Origin of the sequence: Dehalobacter restrictus DSM 9455, assembly GCF_000512895.1 — a bacterium.
Lineage (GTDB): Bacteria > Bacillota > Desulfitobacteriia > Desulfitobacteriales > Syntrophobotulaceae > Dehalobacter > Dehalobacter restrictus.
In genome coordinates this window covers 520,416-537,187 of sequence record NZ_CP007033.1, presented here as the reverse complement: position 1 = coordinate 537,187, position 16,772 = coordinate 520,416, and the positions used below count along the sequence as shown (strand labels likewise).

12 protein-coding genes are annotated in these 16,772 nt (G+C 46.9%); 2 read left to right on the top strand and 10 right to left on the bottom strand.

The genetic code is table 11. The features are described 5' to 3' along the window. Positions 1-13 precede the first annotated feature (13 nt). Positions 14-4,981 carry an Ig-like domain-containing alpha-2-macroglobulin family protein gene (locus DEHRE_RS02610; RefSeq protein ID WP_019225233.1) on the top strand — a complete coding sequence of 1,656 codons (4,968 nt, stop codon included), beginning with the start codon at positions 14-16 and terminating at the stop codon, positions 4,979-4,981. 62 nt (positions 4,982-5,043) lie between these two features. Then, positions 5,044-5,925: an AmmeMemoRadiSam system protein B gene (gene amrB / locus DEHRE_RS02605; RefSeq protein WP_019225232.1), complete on the top strand. Its 882-nt coding sequence runs from the start codon at positions 5,044-5,046 to the stop codon at positions 5,923-5,925. A gap of 100 nt (positions 5,926-6,025) precedes the next feature. Here the strand turns inward: amrB and DEHRE_RS02600 are convergent, their stop codons facing one another. From DEHRE_RS02600 to DEHRE_RS02555, 10 genes are all read right to left on the bottom strand, one after another. After that, complete coding sequence (locus DEHRE_RS02600; RefSeq protein WP_025205212.1) at positions 6,026-7,240, bottom strand: aspartate aminotransferase family protein; 1,215 nt, start codon at positions 7,238-7,240, stop codon at positions 6,026-6,028. Positions 7,241-7,292: 52 nt separating this feature from the next. Beyond that, complete coding sequence (gene argB, locus DEHRE_RS02595) at positions 7,293-8,195, bottom strand: acetylglutamate kinase (RefSeq protein WP_019225230.1); 903 nt, start codon at positions 8,193-8,195, stop codon at positions 7,293-7,295. Between the two features lie 119 nt (positions 8,196-8,314). Then, a complete protein-coding gene (gene argJ / locus DEHRE_RS02590) occupies positions 8,315-9,562 on the bottom strand; it encodes a bifunctional glutamate N-acetyltransferase/amino-acid acetyltransferase ArgJ (RefSeq protein WP_019225229.1) in 1,248 nt (415 codons plus the stop codon). A gap of 67 nt (positions 9,563-9,629) precedes the next feature. Beyond that, on the bottom strand, positions 9,630-10,658 hold the full coding sequence (gene argC, locus DEHRE_RS02585) for an N-acetyl-gamma-glutamyl-phosphate reductase (RefSeq protein WP_019225228.1): 1,029 nt from the start codon (positions 10,656-10,658) through the stop codon (positions 9,630-9,632). Positions 10,659-10,891: 233 nt separating this feature from the next. After that, the gene (locus DEHRE_RS02580; RefSeq protein WP_019225226.1) at positions 10,892-11,584 is read right to left on the bottom strand and encodes a L,D-transpeptidase; all 693 of its coding nucleotides are present in this window, start codon (positions 11,582-11,584) and stop codon (positions 10,892-10,894) included. A gap of 49 nt (positions 11,585-11,633) precedes the next feature. Further along, entirely contained in the window at positions 11,634-12,332 is a 699-nt protein-coding gene (locus DEHRE_RS02575) for a response regulator transcription factor (RefSeq protein WP_019225225.1), read from the bottom strand. 54 nt (positions 12,333-12,386) lie between these two features. Then, positions 12,387-13,835, bottom strand: a complete 1,449-nt coding sequence (locus tag DEHRE_RS02570; protein ID WP_026071833.1) for a sensor histidine kinase — start codon at positions 13,833-13,835, stop codon at positions 12,387-12,389. 52 nt (positions 13,836-13,887) lie between these two features. Next, positions 13,888-14,640: an ABC transporter permease gene (locus DEHRE_RS02565; protein ID WP_019225224.1), complete on the bottom strand. Its 753-nt coding sequence runs from the start codon at positions 14,638-14,640 to the stop codon at positions 13,888-13,890. After that, positions 14,627-15,352, bottom strand: a complete 726-nt coding sequence (locus DEHRE_RS02560; RefSeq protein WP_019225223.1) for an ABC transporter ATP-binding protein — start codon at positions 15,350-15,352, stop codon at positions 14,627-14,629. The genes DEHRE_RS02565 and DEHRE_RS02560 overlap by 14 nt, the downstream gene beginning before the upstream one ends. A 136-nt stretch (positions 15,353-15,488) precedes the next feature. After that, positions 15,489-16,742 (bottom strand): hypothetical protein, encoded by a 1,254-nt coding sequence (locus DEHRE_RS02555; protein WP_019225222.1) that lies wholly within the window; start codon positions 16,740-16,742, stop codon positions 15,489-15,491. Positions 16,743-16,772: the final 30 nt, after the last annotated feature.

Here is a 16,772-nt window from a genome sequence, read left to right as displayed (position 1 = left end):
GGATGGTTAATTTATGGCAAAGAATTTCAGGAACTTGATGAGTTGGAAAAAGTCAATCGGCATCGCCTTAGTTCTTGTAATGGCTATCAGCATTTTCTACGGATTTGACTTTTTTCGTCTAAATGACACAACAATTTTGGCCTCGGATATCGCTATTACTGCGGTTGACTTGGATCAGCTCGGGATTGATACTACGACAACTTTTTTACTGACCAGTAAAGAAAGCCTGACTGAAAAAATGGTGAAAGCATCACTCAAGCTTCGTCCGGAATTTTCCTACACCTTGGATAAACAGAATAACGGCAAGAGCTATAAAATTATTCCCAAGGAAAAATTAGCACCGAATACGATTTATCGTTTGGCCTTTGATCCGGAAGCATCGGGAAAGGAAAACCTTAGCTGGGCCTTCCAGACCAAATCAGCCTTTCAGGTGCTTCGTTCCCTTCCTGGAGATAAAAGCACCTCTGTTCCGGTAGACACGGGAATCGAATTGACTTTCTCTTCCGACAACTATGAAATTAGCAGCCTGAAGGATTATTTCAGTATCTCACCCGAGTTGAAGGGGGCTTTCGAAAAGCACAAAAAAACGCTGGTATTTACGCCGGAAGCACTGCAACCGGCCACCGTCTATACGGTCACGCTCAAAAAAGGCTTTGTACTCCCCGGTACGACGGAAACCCTGTTCGAAGACTATCGTTTCAGCTTTGAGACCGGGACGGTTGAACAGAACAATCCTCCTTTTACGTTTGATCTGAACACAAGTCTGACCGAATTCAGTACCAGTGAGCAGCCTGCATTTTCCGTATATTTCACCAACAATACGTATTCGGGAGGCCAAATTATAGACACACCTCCGCTTCATATCAACCTTTACCGCTATCCGGATCACCAAATCTTTCAAGCCTCTCTGGCGAAACGGGATGTGCTGCCTGATTGGTCGTACTATACTTTGAACCATTATCTCGAAAAATTACCGTCAGCCTACATACTGGCTGAATATGACACCAAATTTCTGAAGACAGACCCTTATAATCAATACATCATGCTACCAGAAACCCTGGAAGCAGGGTACTATTCCGCAGAATTCCAGGCAGACGAATCCGTCAGGCAAGTCTGGTTCCAGGTAACTGATCTTGCCGTCTATCTTGCCCAGGGACAGGATGAAAGCCTCTTTTGGGTTAATGACCTGCAGACCAAAACATCCGTTGCTGAAGCCACTGTCAGTCTTGAAAATAAGAAGATTACCGCCAGTACGGATAAATCCGGTACGGTTCTGATCAAGCAAAAGCTGTCCGGCGAGCAGAGAAACTATGCCTGGATCCGGCAGGGAGGCAAAGAAATCCTTGTCCCTATAGAGGCTTGGTATGAAGAAAGTAATACCGACCAGATCAATCCGTCGGATTACTGGAAGTATCTCTATTTGGACCGAGGACTTTATAAGCCTGGGGATACGGTGAACTTTTGGGGAATCGCTGCACCGCGGTCCGGGAACAGTGCGCAGGGCAGTCAGATTGAATCGCTTCGTGATCTCACGATTGAAGTGTATGGTTATGACGGCGCCTACTACCCGGGGGGTGAGATTTCTCCGGTCCTGACCCAGGAGACCGCAGTAAAAGATGATTGTTTTCAGGGTCAAATCAAACTTCCCGTTCTAAAACCCGGTTACTATGAACTGCAGGTTAAATCTGGCGATGTTCAGCTGCTCTCACGAAGCTTTTCCGTAGAAAACTACCAAAAACCGGCCTATCAAGTAACATTGACTCAAGATAAGAAAGCCATCTTCGCTGGAGAGAAGGTGAATTTTCAGTTCTCGGCCTCCTTCTTTGAAAGCACGCCTGTCCCAAATCTGTCTTTGCATTACTTTTTGTCTGATCAGGAAGGTGACCTGACCACCGATGCAAAAGGAACGGCGGTACTTTCCTATACCGGCAAGGCTCACGCAGAGAATTATACGGACTACGATTTCCAGACATGTGCGGCCAACGCCACCCTTCCGGAAGCAGGTGAAATCTACAATTACGCTGAATTGCTTGTCTTTAAAAGCAAAGTCTACATCAACGGCCAAGCAGTCCGCCAGAAAGATACCTATACCCTCTCCGCCAAATTGTCATCTGTTGATTTAACCAAGCTAAACAATGGAGAATTTGCTTCTGAAGAGAACTATCTTCAGGGGCCGGTTGCCAATGCCCCGGTGAAAGCTAAGCTCTACCAGGAAGTCGTTACAAGAACCGAAACAGGTCAGTACTATGATTTCATCAGTAAAAAAGTAGTCAAATCTTATAATTATGACTATGCCACAAAACTGGTCAGTGAGTTTACACTAACGACAGATGCTGACGGAACGCTGAAATATACAGGTCAAGTTGATCCGAAGGAATCCTACAATCTCTATCTTACAGCACACGACAGTGACGGCCGATCCTTTACAAGACAATTATCTATCAGCAAACAGGATCCTCAGCCGGATAACGCTTATTACTTCCTGCAGGGAACACCTGGTATTCACGGTTATAATCCTGGGGACCAAGTTCAGGTGTCCATGATGGTCAATAGCCAAGTTTTAAATCCTGCCGGAAGAAATATTTTATTCTACCACGGTCAAAAAGTCATTGATGCCTATCAGGTAAGCACTACCCCTAAGTACAGCTTTTTGTTTACCGATTTATATATTCCGAATGTTACCGTAGGCGGGGTCTACTTCGACGGGAACAGCTACTATGAAGCGAGCAGCGTCATGATACCATTTGCATGCCAAACAAAAAAACTGAATGTCGCGGTACAATCGGATAAGACTGAATATCGGCCCGGCGATAAAGTTCACTTAAGCCTTAAGGTGACCGACAGCAACAATGCCCCGGTTAAAAGGGCTCAGATTAATCTTAATCTTGTCGATGAAGCCTTATTCAGCCTGCAAAACCAGCGTGTAGATCTTTTGAACAGCCTCTATGGCGATAATCAGTATCTGACACTGATAACCAGAAAGTCCCATTATCACCCTGGTTTCTATGGTTTTGCTGAGTCCGGAGGGGAGGGCGGTTCGGAACGCAGTGATTTTCGGGATACCGTACTCTTCACCACGCTGCAAACCGACAGTGGCGGGAATGCCTCAACGGACTTTACCCTGCCGGACAATCTGACATCCTGGCGGGTTACCTATCAGGCTTTTACTCAGAATCTTCATGCTGGCAGTGGCACCTCGCAGCTTCCGGTACGTTTGCCGTTCTTTGTCGAAGTGACATTAAACAGCAATTATCTCATAGGAGACTCTCCGATTGTCCTTACACGTTCTTATGGAGAAAAACTCAGAAGCAGCCAAAATGTTTCTTATACCGTGAAACTAACCAGTCCCAGTGGGAAGGAGCAGACGTGGCGTCAAAGCGATGCCGCATTTTCTGCTACAGATTGGAAACTTCCGACCCTCGAAGCAGGTACTTACCGGCTGACCGTATCCGGCAGTCAGAATGGCCTTACCGACACGCTGGCCAAGGAATTTACCGCAGTAAAATCGTTTCAGCAAAGGATTATATCGGACCAAAATCTTTTAACGGAAGGCCAGGGATTCAAAGGTTCTTCTGAAGAACCAACGACAGTAATCTTCAGTGATTCTGAGAAGAGCCAATACCTCCGGGGGCTTTACCAGCTTATCTGGAATAATGGAAGCCGCCTCGAGCAAAAGCTTGCCGCCCAGGAAGCCGCCAGGCTTTTGGAAAAGTATTTCTCCGACAGTCCCGAATCTAATATCCCTCTGGTTGAAGATAGGGAGGATCGGGATTCTCTGCTCCTTTACCAGCGGTCCGACGGTGGAATCAGCATTCTTTCTTATGGAGAAAGTGATCCGGCCTTGTCCGCAATGGTCGCCTCCGCTGCCCCAGGTGTCTTTGATGATCAGGCCTTAATCCGCTATTTTTACAGAATTCTGGAAGCTGAAGACGCAGGAGAATCAGGAAAAGAGGAAGATCAAGGGAATCAGGGAAGTCAGACACCTGCAGCAGACGATGAAAGTATGATTCTTCTCGGACTTGCTTCCCTGGGAGAGCCTGTTCTTCTGCAAATTGACAACTATATGCAGAAGGAAGATCTGTCTGCGGAAGAAAAAATCAACCTGGCTCTGGCTCTGTTGGAAACCGGGGATGGAGCCTACGCCAAACAGGTTTATCAGGAACTGCTCAGCACTTATCAGCAGGACCTCGGTTCTGTGCTGCGAATCAACGTAGGAAGCGATCAGGATGATATGATTCTGGCTACAACCCGGATGGCACTTCTGGCAGCGCGCCTGGACCAGCCGGAGAAAAACAAGCTTTACCAGTACCTGCTTGAGAATCCCGGCAAAGATATCTTGAATACGCTCGAGCAGCTGGAGATACTCCGCTACAATCTTCAGTATATGGCCTCTTCGCCGGTAAGCTTTACCTATGAACTAAACGGGAAAAAAGAGACCAAAACCTTAAAAAATATGGACTTCTTTAAACTGACCATTCTTCCTAAGGATTTGACGAAAATATCATTTACCAGGATTAAAGGCAAGGTTGGCATAATAAGCTACTACAGTGTTCCGGTTCAAGCCGGAGAAGGATCAGAAAATACAGATCTTAAGATCAGCCGCACCTATCGCACCGGTAGTACGGAGACAAATACCTTCCATCGCCAGGACCTCGTCCAGGTCGTGTTAAGCTATAACATCGGCGATAAAGCACCCCAGGGGCTTTATGAAATTGTGGATGTACTTCCTGCTGGTCTTGCTCTTATCCCTCGTCCCGAAAATTACAATGAAGACCCGACTGCCAAAAATCACTGGGATTATCCGACAGAGGTTAATGGACAAAAGTTGGTCTTCCACGTCGGCAAGGACAAAGGCGCGATTACGTATCTGGCACGAGTCATCTCACCTGGTGAATTTAACTGTGAAGCACCCGTTTTGAGCAACATTAAGAACAGTATCGTTTATACAAGCGGCAGCCAATCCAGGATTGTGATCAAATAAAAATGGGGGCATGACCTATTACGAATAATCGCTGCTTCGTTTTATGTAAAACCTTCTTAAGCATGACTGTCCTACTATTATTATGCTTTTCTTTCTTACTCCTGTCCGGATGCGGCGGAACAAGCCTAACGGAAAAATCCTCCGGCGAAGACGGCGGGATATCCGTTTCCTCCCATCCCGGTTTTATCACCCGGGAGGAATTAAATGCTATCCTGGCGGACCAGCTTGCTGTACCATCAACGGCCGATAAAAGAATCGTAAGTGCCGTGATGCCTCATCATCTGACAGCCGCCCGCCTAATTAACAATCTGATGCAAATACTTGCCGCGCAGGAGCCAGGCCTAATCATCCTGGTGGGCCCAAACCATCTTAACAAAGGGAACCGAATCATTACAGGCCTGGCTAACTGGGAGACTCCTGAAGGCCTTGTCGAAACGGATCAGCCGACCGTCAACCTTCTGCTTAAAAACAACCTAGCAAGCAGAGATGAGGAAACCCTCTCTTTGGAACATTCCATTGGATCCCTGGCACCGCTTCTTAAGCATTATCTTCCCAAAGCAAAGATTGTACCGCTCATTCTGCATCATGATGTAACCCTTCAGGAAGTCAATACGCTGCTTGCCGGACTAGAGCCCTGTCTGAATGAACATACGGTTCTGATCTCGTCGGTTGACTTTTCGCATTATCTGACCCGGGTCGAGGCCCAAGGCAAAGACCGCGAAACCTTGAAATATATGCAGGAATTTAATTATCCTGCCCTCTTCAGGCTGGGCAATGATTACCTGGATTCCCCCGCATCGCTCACTGCATCTTTCCGTCTTGCTGAGAAACAAGGAATCCGGGCTTTTCACGTTTTGGGCAACACAAATTCCGGTATACTCCTGCAAAACGATATGACTCAGACAACCAGCTATTTCACGCTAGTGTTCTACGCTGATATCTGAAAATCATAAAAGGGGGGCGTAACGGCACTCTGATAGAGTTTGGCTACGCCCTCCCTTTTTATTCATTTTAATCTGTTGGTTATTATTATCTTATCTGTTCTTACTTTACGTTAAAGCTCCTTTGAAAGGCCTGCTCCAGAATCTCCATTGCCTTGTCAATTTCGTCAAATGTGACTGTAAGCGGCGGTAGGAAACGCAGGGTCTTGCCGCCGACGCAGTTAATTAGCAATCCGTTTGCACAGCAGTTGTTGACAATCTCGGGGCCGTTTTCTTCAACAGGCAGGCCGACCATCAGCCCGAGTCCCCTGACCTTACCGGGCAAATCAAATTTTTCAGCTAACTTCTGCAGCTTATCCTGGAAATAATACCCCTTGTTCTCAATCCCGGTCAGAAAATCTTCCCGAGTCATGATCTCCATTACTTTGCAGCCGACAGCCGAAACCAGGTGGTTGCCTCCGAAAGTCGAAGCATGGTCTCCCGGCTGGAAAGAAGCTGCTGCGTTGTCTGTTGCTAGCATCGCGCCAATTGGCACACCGTTGCCCAGCGCTTTGGCCAGCGTCAGGATATCCGGCTTTACGCCGGACCACTCGTAGGCAAACAGTTTCCCGGTCCTGCCCAGCCCACACTGGACTTCGTCAAAGATCAGCAGCGCCCCATACTTGTCGCATAATTCTCTGGCTTTTTGCAGAAACTCACGTGAAACAGGGTGCACACCGCCTTCCCCTTGCACAGGTTCGATCATTACAGCCGCAGTCTCCTCATTGATGACGCCTTCCAGTTCACTCAAATCATTCATCGTGGTATAGGAGAATCCTTCCGGCAGCGGCTCATATCCCTTCTGGTACTTGGCCTGGCCTGTGGCTGTTATCGTTGCTAGCGTCCTGCCATGGAACGAATTCTTCAGGGATACGATCTGAATTTTCTCAGCCCCAAAATGTTCCTTGGCATACTTCCTCGCCAGTTTGATGGCAGCTTCATTGGCCTCCGCTCCGCTGTTGCAGAAGAATACTTTATTCGCAAACGAATTGTCCGTTAGCAGCTTCGCGAGTTTGACCTGCCCAGGGATCCAGTACAGATTTGAGGTATGCAGGATCTCTCCGGCCTGTTCGCAGATGATTTCCACGATCTCCGGATTGGCATGCCCCAGTGAGGTTACAGCCAGACCTGCGACAAAGTCCAGATATTGCTTGCCGTCACTGTCCCAGACCAGCGATCCGGATCCTTTGACTAACGCCATTGGCAAACGGCCATACGTATTCATGACATTTTCTTTGCCCATCGCGATCATTTGTTCCGTATTCAGCTCTATATTCATATCGACTATCGACCTTTCTTCTCTATAATACAATTTATTGAATATTCTCCGTTTATTTAATCATCGTCCCGATCCCGCCGTCAGTAAACAACTCCAGCAAAATCGCATGCGGCTGTCTGCCGTCCAGGATATGAACGGTACCTGTTCCCTGTTCCAGCGCGTTTACTGCACATTCTACTTTCGGTATCATTCCGCCTTTAAAGATCCCTTCCGTCATCATTGCCGGTACATCTTCCTTCGGGATAACGGAAATAAGAGACTCCGGATCATTGATATCTTTCATAATCCCCTTAACATCGGTCAAAAGCAGGAATTTGTCAGCTTTTAAGGATCCGGCGATGGTTCCGGCAGCCGTATCGGCATTTACATTATAGCTTTCCCCATCATCTCCACCGGCCAGCGGTGAAATAATCGGAATATATCCCTGATCCAAAAGGCTGGTAATGATCCCCGGCGTAACCCTCTTGATCTCACCGACATACCCAAGATCGATTTCCTCGACCAATCCTTGTTCATTTGCCAATTGCATCGGTTTCTTCTCGGCGACGAGCAGTTTAGCATCCTGGCCGTTCAGCCCTACTGCCTTTCCTCCAAAGCTGTTTAGCATCGAAACAATCTCCGTGTTCAGCTTTCCGACCAGGACCATCGCTGCAATTTCCATGGTCTCTTTATCCGTAACCCTTAAGCCCCGCACAAACGTGCTTTCTTTACCGACACGTTTCAGCATCGTATTGATTTCCGGTCCTCCGCCGTGAACAATAACCGGACGGATACCAACCGTATGCAGCAGCAGGATATCGAGCATGACTTTTTCTTTAAGCTCCTGATCAATCATGGCATGCCCGCCGTATTTGATCACAACGGTAGACCCGGAGAACTTTTGAATATACGGCAAGGCTTCGATCAGAATATTGGCCTTATCCAGATTGCTGATCTTCACACTGAAATCTTCCATTTTGATGCGCCTCCTTTACTCCTCTTCATAAGGTGTCTCAAAAGACTCAAGTGTTTTAAACAGATAATTACCAGTAACTAACACTTATATTTAATAGTCACTCAATTACGCTGACATTATTACGTCCGGTAATCAGCGTTGATGTCAATATACTTATGTGTAAGATCACAACCCCAGGCCACAGCCTGTTCTTTTCCGTCACCCAGAACGACGTCGACCTTAATATCTGTATTCTTCAGCAAAACCGAAGCTTCCGTCTCGGAAAATGGCAGGCCCTGTCCGTGTGCAGCGACCTGCAGTCCGTTCAGGTAGATATCCGCTTTATTCGGATCAAAGCTGGCTCCGGAGTATCCCGCTGCAGCCAGGATCCTTCCCCAGTTGGCATCTTCGCCATACATAGCCGATTTCACCAAATTAGAGGAACAGACACTGCGGGCAATCATTCTAGCTGCTTCCAATGATGCGGCCCCTGCAACTTTCACTTCCAGGAACTTGCTGGCCCCTTCGCCGTCTCTTGCAATCGCTTTGGCCATCGTACAGCAGGCTTCCCGGACCATGGCAGAAAAATTCTCCCATTCCTGACCTTCCGGCGCAACTCCCGATAATCCGTTGGCCAAGATCACGACCATATCGTTCGTACTGGTGTCGCCATCCACGGTTACCATATTAAAGCTTTCATCCGTTGCCGCCTTCAGCAGTCCTTTCAGCTTATCCTGTGCAACCTGCGCATCCGTCGTGATAAAACAAAGCATCGTTCCCATATTAGGATGGATCATGCCCGAGCCTTTGGCCATGATACCAAGTTTTATAGTGCCCTGGGCGCACTGCAGTTCCAAAGCAAGTTCTTTGCAAACCATGTCTGTGGTCATTATAGCCGACGCCGCCTGGTGGGCGTATTCGGTTTTTTCACTTTCGGAGACTTTTCCCTTAAGTGCCTGAACTTCCTTTGCGGCCGTCCTGATTCCTGCGATGACTTTAGCCAGCGGCAGTTCCTGTCCGATTACCCCTGTGGACGATACCAGGATATCTTCCGGAGCAAGAGCGAGCTCTTCTGCGGTCACCTTGGCCATCTCCGAGGCAGCGTTGTCACCAATCTCGCCCATACAGGCATTGGCATTACCACTGTTGACAATAACAGCCTGCGCTTTGCCGTCTGCAAGATGTTTCTCGGTGAGTACCAGCGGGTGGGCCTTCACGACATTGCGCGTGAACGTCCCTGCCGCACTGGCCGGGGTTTCAGATAAGATCAGCGCCAGATCGTATTTGTCTTTATATTTGATTCCTGCTTTGACCCCGCAGGCATAAAATCCAAGCGGCGCGGAAATCCCGCCATTTATTTCTTTCCAGGGATACAATTTATCCATCATTTCTATTCCTCCTTAGATCGTTTCTGTGTCTGTATGTTTGGGGACAAAAAAACGTCCATTTGTCTCCCTATGGCCAGAGCGCGGTGGTTTGAAGCCCAGTCGTTTCCGGCAGATCAAACAGGATGTTCATATTCTGGATGGCTTGGCCGGATGCTCCTTTGACCAAATTGTCAATAACGGAAACCAGGACGACCCTGCCGGTCCGCTGGTCATATCTTAGCTGAAGGAATGCGTGGTTGCTCCCATTCGTATATTTCGTCTGGGGCCACTCTCTTTCCGGCATCACATGAATAAACGGTTCCTTCTCGTAATCTTGCTGCCAGCAATCCCGCAGTTCCTGCTCCGTTATTCCGCTCTTGACACCGGCATAGATGGTAGCCAGTATGCCTCGGGTCATTGGTACGAGATGTGGGGTAAAACTAATCACGACTTTCGCATCCGCCGCACCGCTTAACTGCTGCTCGATCTCCGGTGTGTGGCGATGCACACCAACACCGTAAGCTTTAAAATTCTCATTCACTTCGGAATAATGAAGGTTCTGAACAATCCCGCGGCCTGCTCCTGAGACCCCCGACTTGGCATCGATGATGATACTGTTCGGATCAAGCAGCCCTGCCCGGAGTAGCGGTACCAGCGCTAGCTGGGATGCTGTGGGATAACAGCCCGGATTCGCCACAAGGGCTTTCCCCGCAATTTCATTTCTGTATAGTTCAGGCAGTCCGTAAACAGCCTTTGGCAGTAAAGCCGGATCAGCATGCTTAACCTTATACCAATTTTCATACTCCTGGGCGTCTTTAAGTCTGAAGTCGGCTCCAAGATCCACGATTTTTATGCCGTGTTCCATCAATTCCCTAGCTCTAGCCGCTGCTATGCCATGCGGAAGCGCCATAAACACCACGTCGACATCAGGTAGCTCCTCTGTCTCCAGCACATTCTCCAGACTTTCCTGAAGGTGAGGGCAAATATCTGAAATACGCTTTCCCGCAGATGTAGAAGAGCCCAAATGCGCCAGCGTGACCTCTGGATGGTTATTTAATAAACGAAGCAGTTCCTGCCCTGTATAGCCGGTTGCTCCAAGAATTCCAACTTTAATCATCTATATCCCTCCTGTAACGGTAATGCAGCGTTTAGTCTATTTAATAATTATACACACGGACGAATAATTATTCAATACTTAAGCCATTTATTTTTACTTTTCTCCAATACTTCTTTTAAATTATTCTGATCAAGTTCTCTAAAGTTTATCTTACTATACATTCCGTCTTTTTCCAAAAAAAAATACTCTCCGTTATGCGAAAAGTATTTTTCATGAGACCTTACAACACGTCTTTAGGCATCATTAATAACATTAATGAATATGCACCTTCGTTCCTGCGGAATGTTGTCATAAATCCATTTGGCGTTTTCCACTTCGAGCCTGATACAGCCATGAGAAGCCGGTGTGCCAAGTTTAGTCGCTTCTTCGGCAATCATTTTTTTCTGTTCATCCATCGGGACGGAATGGAAAAGGTATACACCCCAGTCTTTGAAAGAGACCCAGTATTTGGCGCCCTGCTGGTATTTTTCCGAGAAAAACCATTCGCCACGGTTTTGAATTTCAAAATCCCCCAGCGGAGTCAAATTATTGACGCCTGTCGACGCTGTAAATTGTTTGATTTCAGAGTCCCGATAATAGATCCGGACAATTTGTTCGGTCACATCAACATCAATCCGGTAGTGGCTTTGCTGTGTTTCCTGAGAGTTGGCCGTTTCCTGCTGTCTATTCGCGGATTCCTGCTGTTGTACTTCAGCATTCTGATTGTTTTCTGTACCCTGGTTATTCCCACCGCTGTTTTCAGCCGTTCCATTCTGTTGGTTATGATAAGAAGTCTGGTTATCTTGCGGGGTTGTCTGGTCCTGATTAGAATTGTACCGAGAAAACACACTGACTACTTCAGATCCGCCCAGAAAGCTCATTAACCCGGCAACAATAAATAATATAACTACCGTGGCAATTGCGATTTTAGATTGTTTTCTTTTCAAAATGATCTTCTTCCTTTGCTGCGTAATGGGTTCATTTCTGATGTTCTTATTAAACCCTGAACCGATAGCCCGCTCCCCATACCGTTTCGATATATTGCGGGTTGGAAGGGTCGCTTTCAATTTTATCGCGCAGCCGGGCGATATGAACCGTGACCGTAGCGGAATCACCGAGTGCCTCAAGTCCCCAGACCTTTTCGAATAATTCGTCTCTGCCGAATACCCGGTTGGGATGCTTGGCCAGATATAAAAGCAGCTCAAATTCTTTCTGGGCGAGATTTGCTTCCCGGTTATGGATATAGACCCTGCGGGCTTCTTTCTCGATCCTGAGTCCACGGATCACAACAGCGTTGTTGCTTATCTGCTTTTCGCTGAATTTCTTCTTCAGTTTTTCATAATTCTGCAGATGAGCTTTGACCCTGGCGACAAGTTCACCGGGGCTGAAGGGTTTCGTGATATAATCATCCGCTCCGAGATTAAAGCCTTTGATTTTGTCGATTTCCTCTTTTTTAGCAGATACCAAAATCACAGGGACCTCTTTTTCATCTCTTAGACTGCGCAGAATCTCCAGACCATCCAGACCCGGAAGCATGATATCAAGGATTAGAAGATCATAGCCGTTTTCCTGGAACTGCTTCAGACCGGCAGAACCATCCGCACAAATGTCGGCTGCAAAACCTTCCACTTCCAGGTAATCTTGTTGCAGTTCCGCAATATTCAGATCATCTTCAATAATCAGAATTTTTTTCATAACAGTCCTCGTTTTGGATGGTGTTCTTCATGTAGATTTAGAGTTGACGTGGTACTAGTCTTTAAGATAGGCCAGTGAAATCAGAATACTCATTCCTTCCTTGCCGTGGGACATTGCCCAGATAATCCCCTGATGCCCCTCGACAACCTGTTGGGCAATCGCAAGTCCGAGGCCGCTTCCCTCAATCCCTGTTCTGGCCTGATCGGAACGGTAAAACCGGTCAAAAATATACGGCAGATCCTTTTCACTGACTCCACACCCATTGTCCTGAAACTCCATAATAATACTGGAAGGAGTCTCCCTGAGCAGAACCCTTATCACTGCCTCATCTTTGTCCATATACTTACGGGAGTTATCCAGAATGTTCATTACAATTCTTTTCATTCGTTCCCGATCAAGAAAAACGCAGCGCTTTTGGGTCAGGTCACTGAACATTTCCGTGTGTATTCTATTGTTTTCGAGTTCAGGTTCACTTTCCAGCAAACAGCTTCTAATAAATTCCTGAACATCGGTCCTTTCAAAATTAAACGGAATCTGGTTTAGATCAAGTTTGGCGTAGAGCAGCAAATCATCAATCATCTTATCAACCTGCTCAGCCTTTACATAGATGGTTTTTAAATATTTCTCCGTTTTTTCCGGGGTATTTGCGACGCCATCCAAAATGCCTTCAACATAACCCTTAATCGACGTAACGGGAGTCTTTAAATCATGGGATATGCTGGATATCAGCATTTTTCTGTTGTCTTCATATTTCAGCTGGGTATGGATCGATTCCTTGAGCTTAAGGCGCATAAGCTCGAGGTCCCGGCACAATGCTTCAATCTCCCGGTCACCTTCTTCGGCAATCTGGCAGTCCAGGTTGCCGGTCCGAATCTCATCTGCAGCATGCTGCAGGTGATTTAGGGGCTGCAAAACCGCCCGCGAAAACTGATAGGAGATCAGGATGTTCGTAGCAATAAAAGTGCAAAGAAACGTCAGGCCGATCACAATGAGAAATTGAATCAGGCCGTTAGCTTCCTGATCCGGCGGAACGAGCAGCAGCACGGTTCCTCCGGCGGCATCTGCGGGATCCTGCTCAATAATTTGAACCGTAAAGGACTGACTGCTGATCACAATGGTTTCCTTGCCAGGCTTGTTTTGCCCTGCTTCCAGGGCCTTAGCCAGCTCAATCTTGCCAATTCCCGGTGCATCCAGCGAGGTATAGATCACGCTATCATCCTTCAGGATGATCAGTTCGCCTCCGATTTCGGCTATTTTCTGGCGCAACAGCCGCTGAAACTTTTCATCAGCAATCGCGTCGGGGCTCTCCTGCTGGATCAGTCTTTCTGTATCCATCAGTGCTGCTTCAATCTTAGAGGCCCGCTGGTAGCTTTCCCAGGAATATATATTGCCATATAGTTTGCTGTATATAAACAGATACGCTATGGCGACCAGTGCTGTAATCAGTACCGGAATCGCCACGGTAGCTGCATTTGCTGCAATTAAACGCTTCTTAAGATTCATTGCCGGTCCTCTTATTCAGTCATTTAGCATCATTTTAAGCAAATTCTGAAATCTAGAACTCTTTTTTATCAAACAAATAAAACCCCGCTGCAAAAAACATCAATGCGTAGCCAAGCATCAGACAAAACTCCCGGCCAATCTTCGCCAGCGGCAAAGAATTGGCCAGCCACAAATTGTACCAGTCGAGCTGTGTGGTAATCAACAGGCTTGCGTACTCAGAAAAGAAAATACCAAAAGCCTTGATGGCCAGAAAGACAATAATTGCAACAAAAAATACCGACGTGCCGCTCTTTAGAATATTGGCCAAAAACACAATCCCTAGGGCCAATGTAAACAGCGGAAACAGGCTGATCACATAAACGAGCACGGTTCTCGCTACAGCGGTAATCGTAGCGGAATTGGCATTAAACAGAAAACCGGCAAGCATGGAGAAGACCATTAAGATCAGCAGGTTGGCCAGAATAAAGACTGCAATAGCTGTGACTTTGGCCGTATAGATTTTTAGCCTGCTGACCGGCCTGGTCAGCGTGACGCGCATCAGGTTATGGGAGAACTCCCCGGAAAAACAGTCAATGGCAATGAGCGCTGTAAACAGCGGCAGAATCGTATTGACGACGACCGACAAAACCAGTACGGGAAATTCTACGCTGCCGGCGCCTCTTACGCCAAAGCCGCTTCTGACACCAACGACAGCCAGCTGCCCCAGTACAATCACAACCAGTGAAATAATCAGCGCAACCAGGGCTTTTTTCTTTTTGTACAGCTTTTCAATTTCATTGATCAAAGCAGCTTTATACGCGGCCATTGCGTTCCACCTCACTGACAAAGTAATTCTCCAACGTGGCGTAATTTTGCAGAATCTCTTCCGTGCTGTCCACATTGAGCATCTTTCCATTGACGATGACCCCGATCCTGCTGCAGGTAAGTTCGACATCATGGATCAGATGGCTTGAAATAAAAAAGGTGGTTCCTTCCTGTTCAGCCATCTGCTTAATGAGATTACGGACATCGATCATCCCCTCGACATCGAGTCCGTTCAATGGCTCATCCAGGATCAAAACTTTGGGCCTGGCCAGAATAGCTGCAGCTAAACCCAAACGCTGCTTCATGCCCAGGGAAAACTTCCTAGGTTTTTCCTGTTTGTATTTGATCATACCGGTAAGCTCCAGAACCTCATCAATTCTGCAGTCATCGACTCCCTGATAATACCGGGCACGCTGCCTTAAGTTCTCATAAGCGGTCAAAAACGGATAAGAGTCAGCAATTTCAATAATACAGCCAACTTCCGCCATGGCCTTCTCGTACGATTCGGTAATACTATGCCCGAAAATCCTGACGTCACCGCGGTCCGGCCGGATTAATCCGGTCATGATCTTCATTGCCGTTGTTTTTCCTGCACCGTTTGGCCCAAGAAAACCAAAAATATCCCCCTGATTAATTTCCAGGTTAATATCGTCAATGCCCCGGCCATTTTTATACAGTTTGGTCAGGCTGCATATTTCAATCACTTTTTCCATTTAATTGCCCCCATTGCGCACTGCAAGGAGCCTGCCGGGATACCCCGGCAGCTCCAATTTTAAGCTATTTGCTATTTGCTATTTGTTATTCGTTTTGTTACTTGTTATTCGTTATCTGTCATCTAACAGCATCTGTTCATTCCAGGACAGGCGAGAAGACGGAATCGTAAGACCCATTAGACATGTTCAAGTTGAAATACACCTTGGCATTTGCTTCATCCAGATAGATACTTCCGGACCGGTTCGATCCATCATTATCTCTGAATTCAAACATGGCATCCGATTTTGCCTGATTGGAAGTTGTGGCGTCAAACGTAAAGGCCAAGGCATTCTGAGCATACGTTTCAAAGCCTTCTCTGTATTCCTCGGAATATTTTCCGGCAATATTTGCGCTCTCAACATGGGCGATTTGCAGAATGCGCTCGCCAATCTTGATAAATTTACCGTCTTGCTCAATGATAATATCGTTTTTAAATGTCCCGATAAATTTTTCAGGATTGGAGATCTGAGGTCCGGCACTGTTTCTTTCTGTTGTTCTCTGAACTTCTTTGCCGCTAAGATCCGGCTTCTGAACAACCGTTTCGTTGATATCCGTCAATTTTACAAGCGTTTCCATCGTAATTTCATGGACCTGTTCCTGTGCGTCCTTTCCGGATAATATCACTGTCGCCAGAATATAATCCAAGAGACCGTCCGAATTAACTGTGGCCGACCCTTCAATTTGTTTCACATAGATATCCTGCGTTAGTACAGGGATTCTGGCACGATAGCTGTTTTGTCCCGAAAAAGCCTGTTTGACCTGAAGGGAAGCCACCGCGTTGACTAAAGCCGGAATCTGTACTTCAGACAGGGAACCCGAAAGCCCTTTGCTGCCATCGGCATTTTCCTGAACAACCACATGGTCCTTCAAACTGCCGACAACCGCATCCACAATCTTCTCAACATCTTCCGCTTCATCCTGTTTAAAAGGATTGTCAAATACATCCGTTTCGCGCTCCTGGGTATATTCGGTATAGTAATAAGCTTCATTGCTGGTGCCGATATCCGTGCCATTGATCCAGGTATTCTTATCCGTATAGTAATAAGAATCGGAAACTTTTCCGTCTTGACTCAGACTGTGGGAGCTGTCTTCGGTCGCACCATTCAGCCGGTCAAACTTTTTGACATCGTTCTGGGAACTGATGATTTCACCGTTATACTTTATGGCAAATGAATAATCCAGGGTAAAGTTGTTAAATTTCTCTGAACAGCTCGCGGCGCTTTGCTTCAAGCCGTCCTTAAGCGTATCATAGCCGCTCTTGCTGACAATGTCCGCCAGTGCAGTCGTCGCAAACAACAGAATCCCGACAGTAAAGACTAACGGCAGCGCCGCTTTTTTAGATATTCTCATCTTCACTTACTCCTTTTCAAATATTGGAAA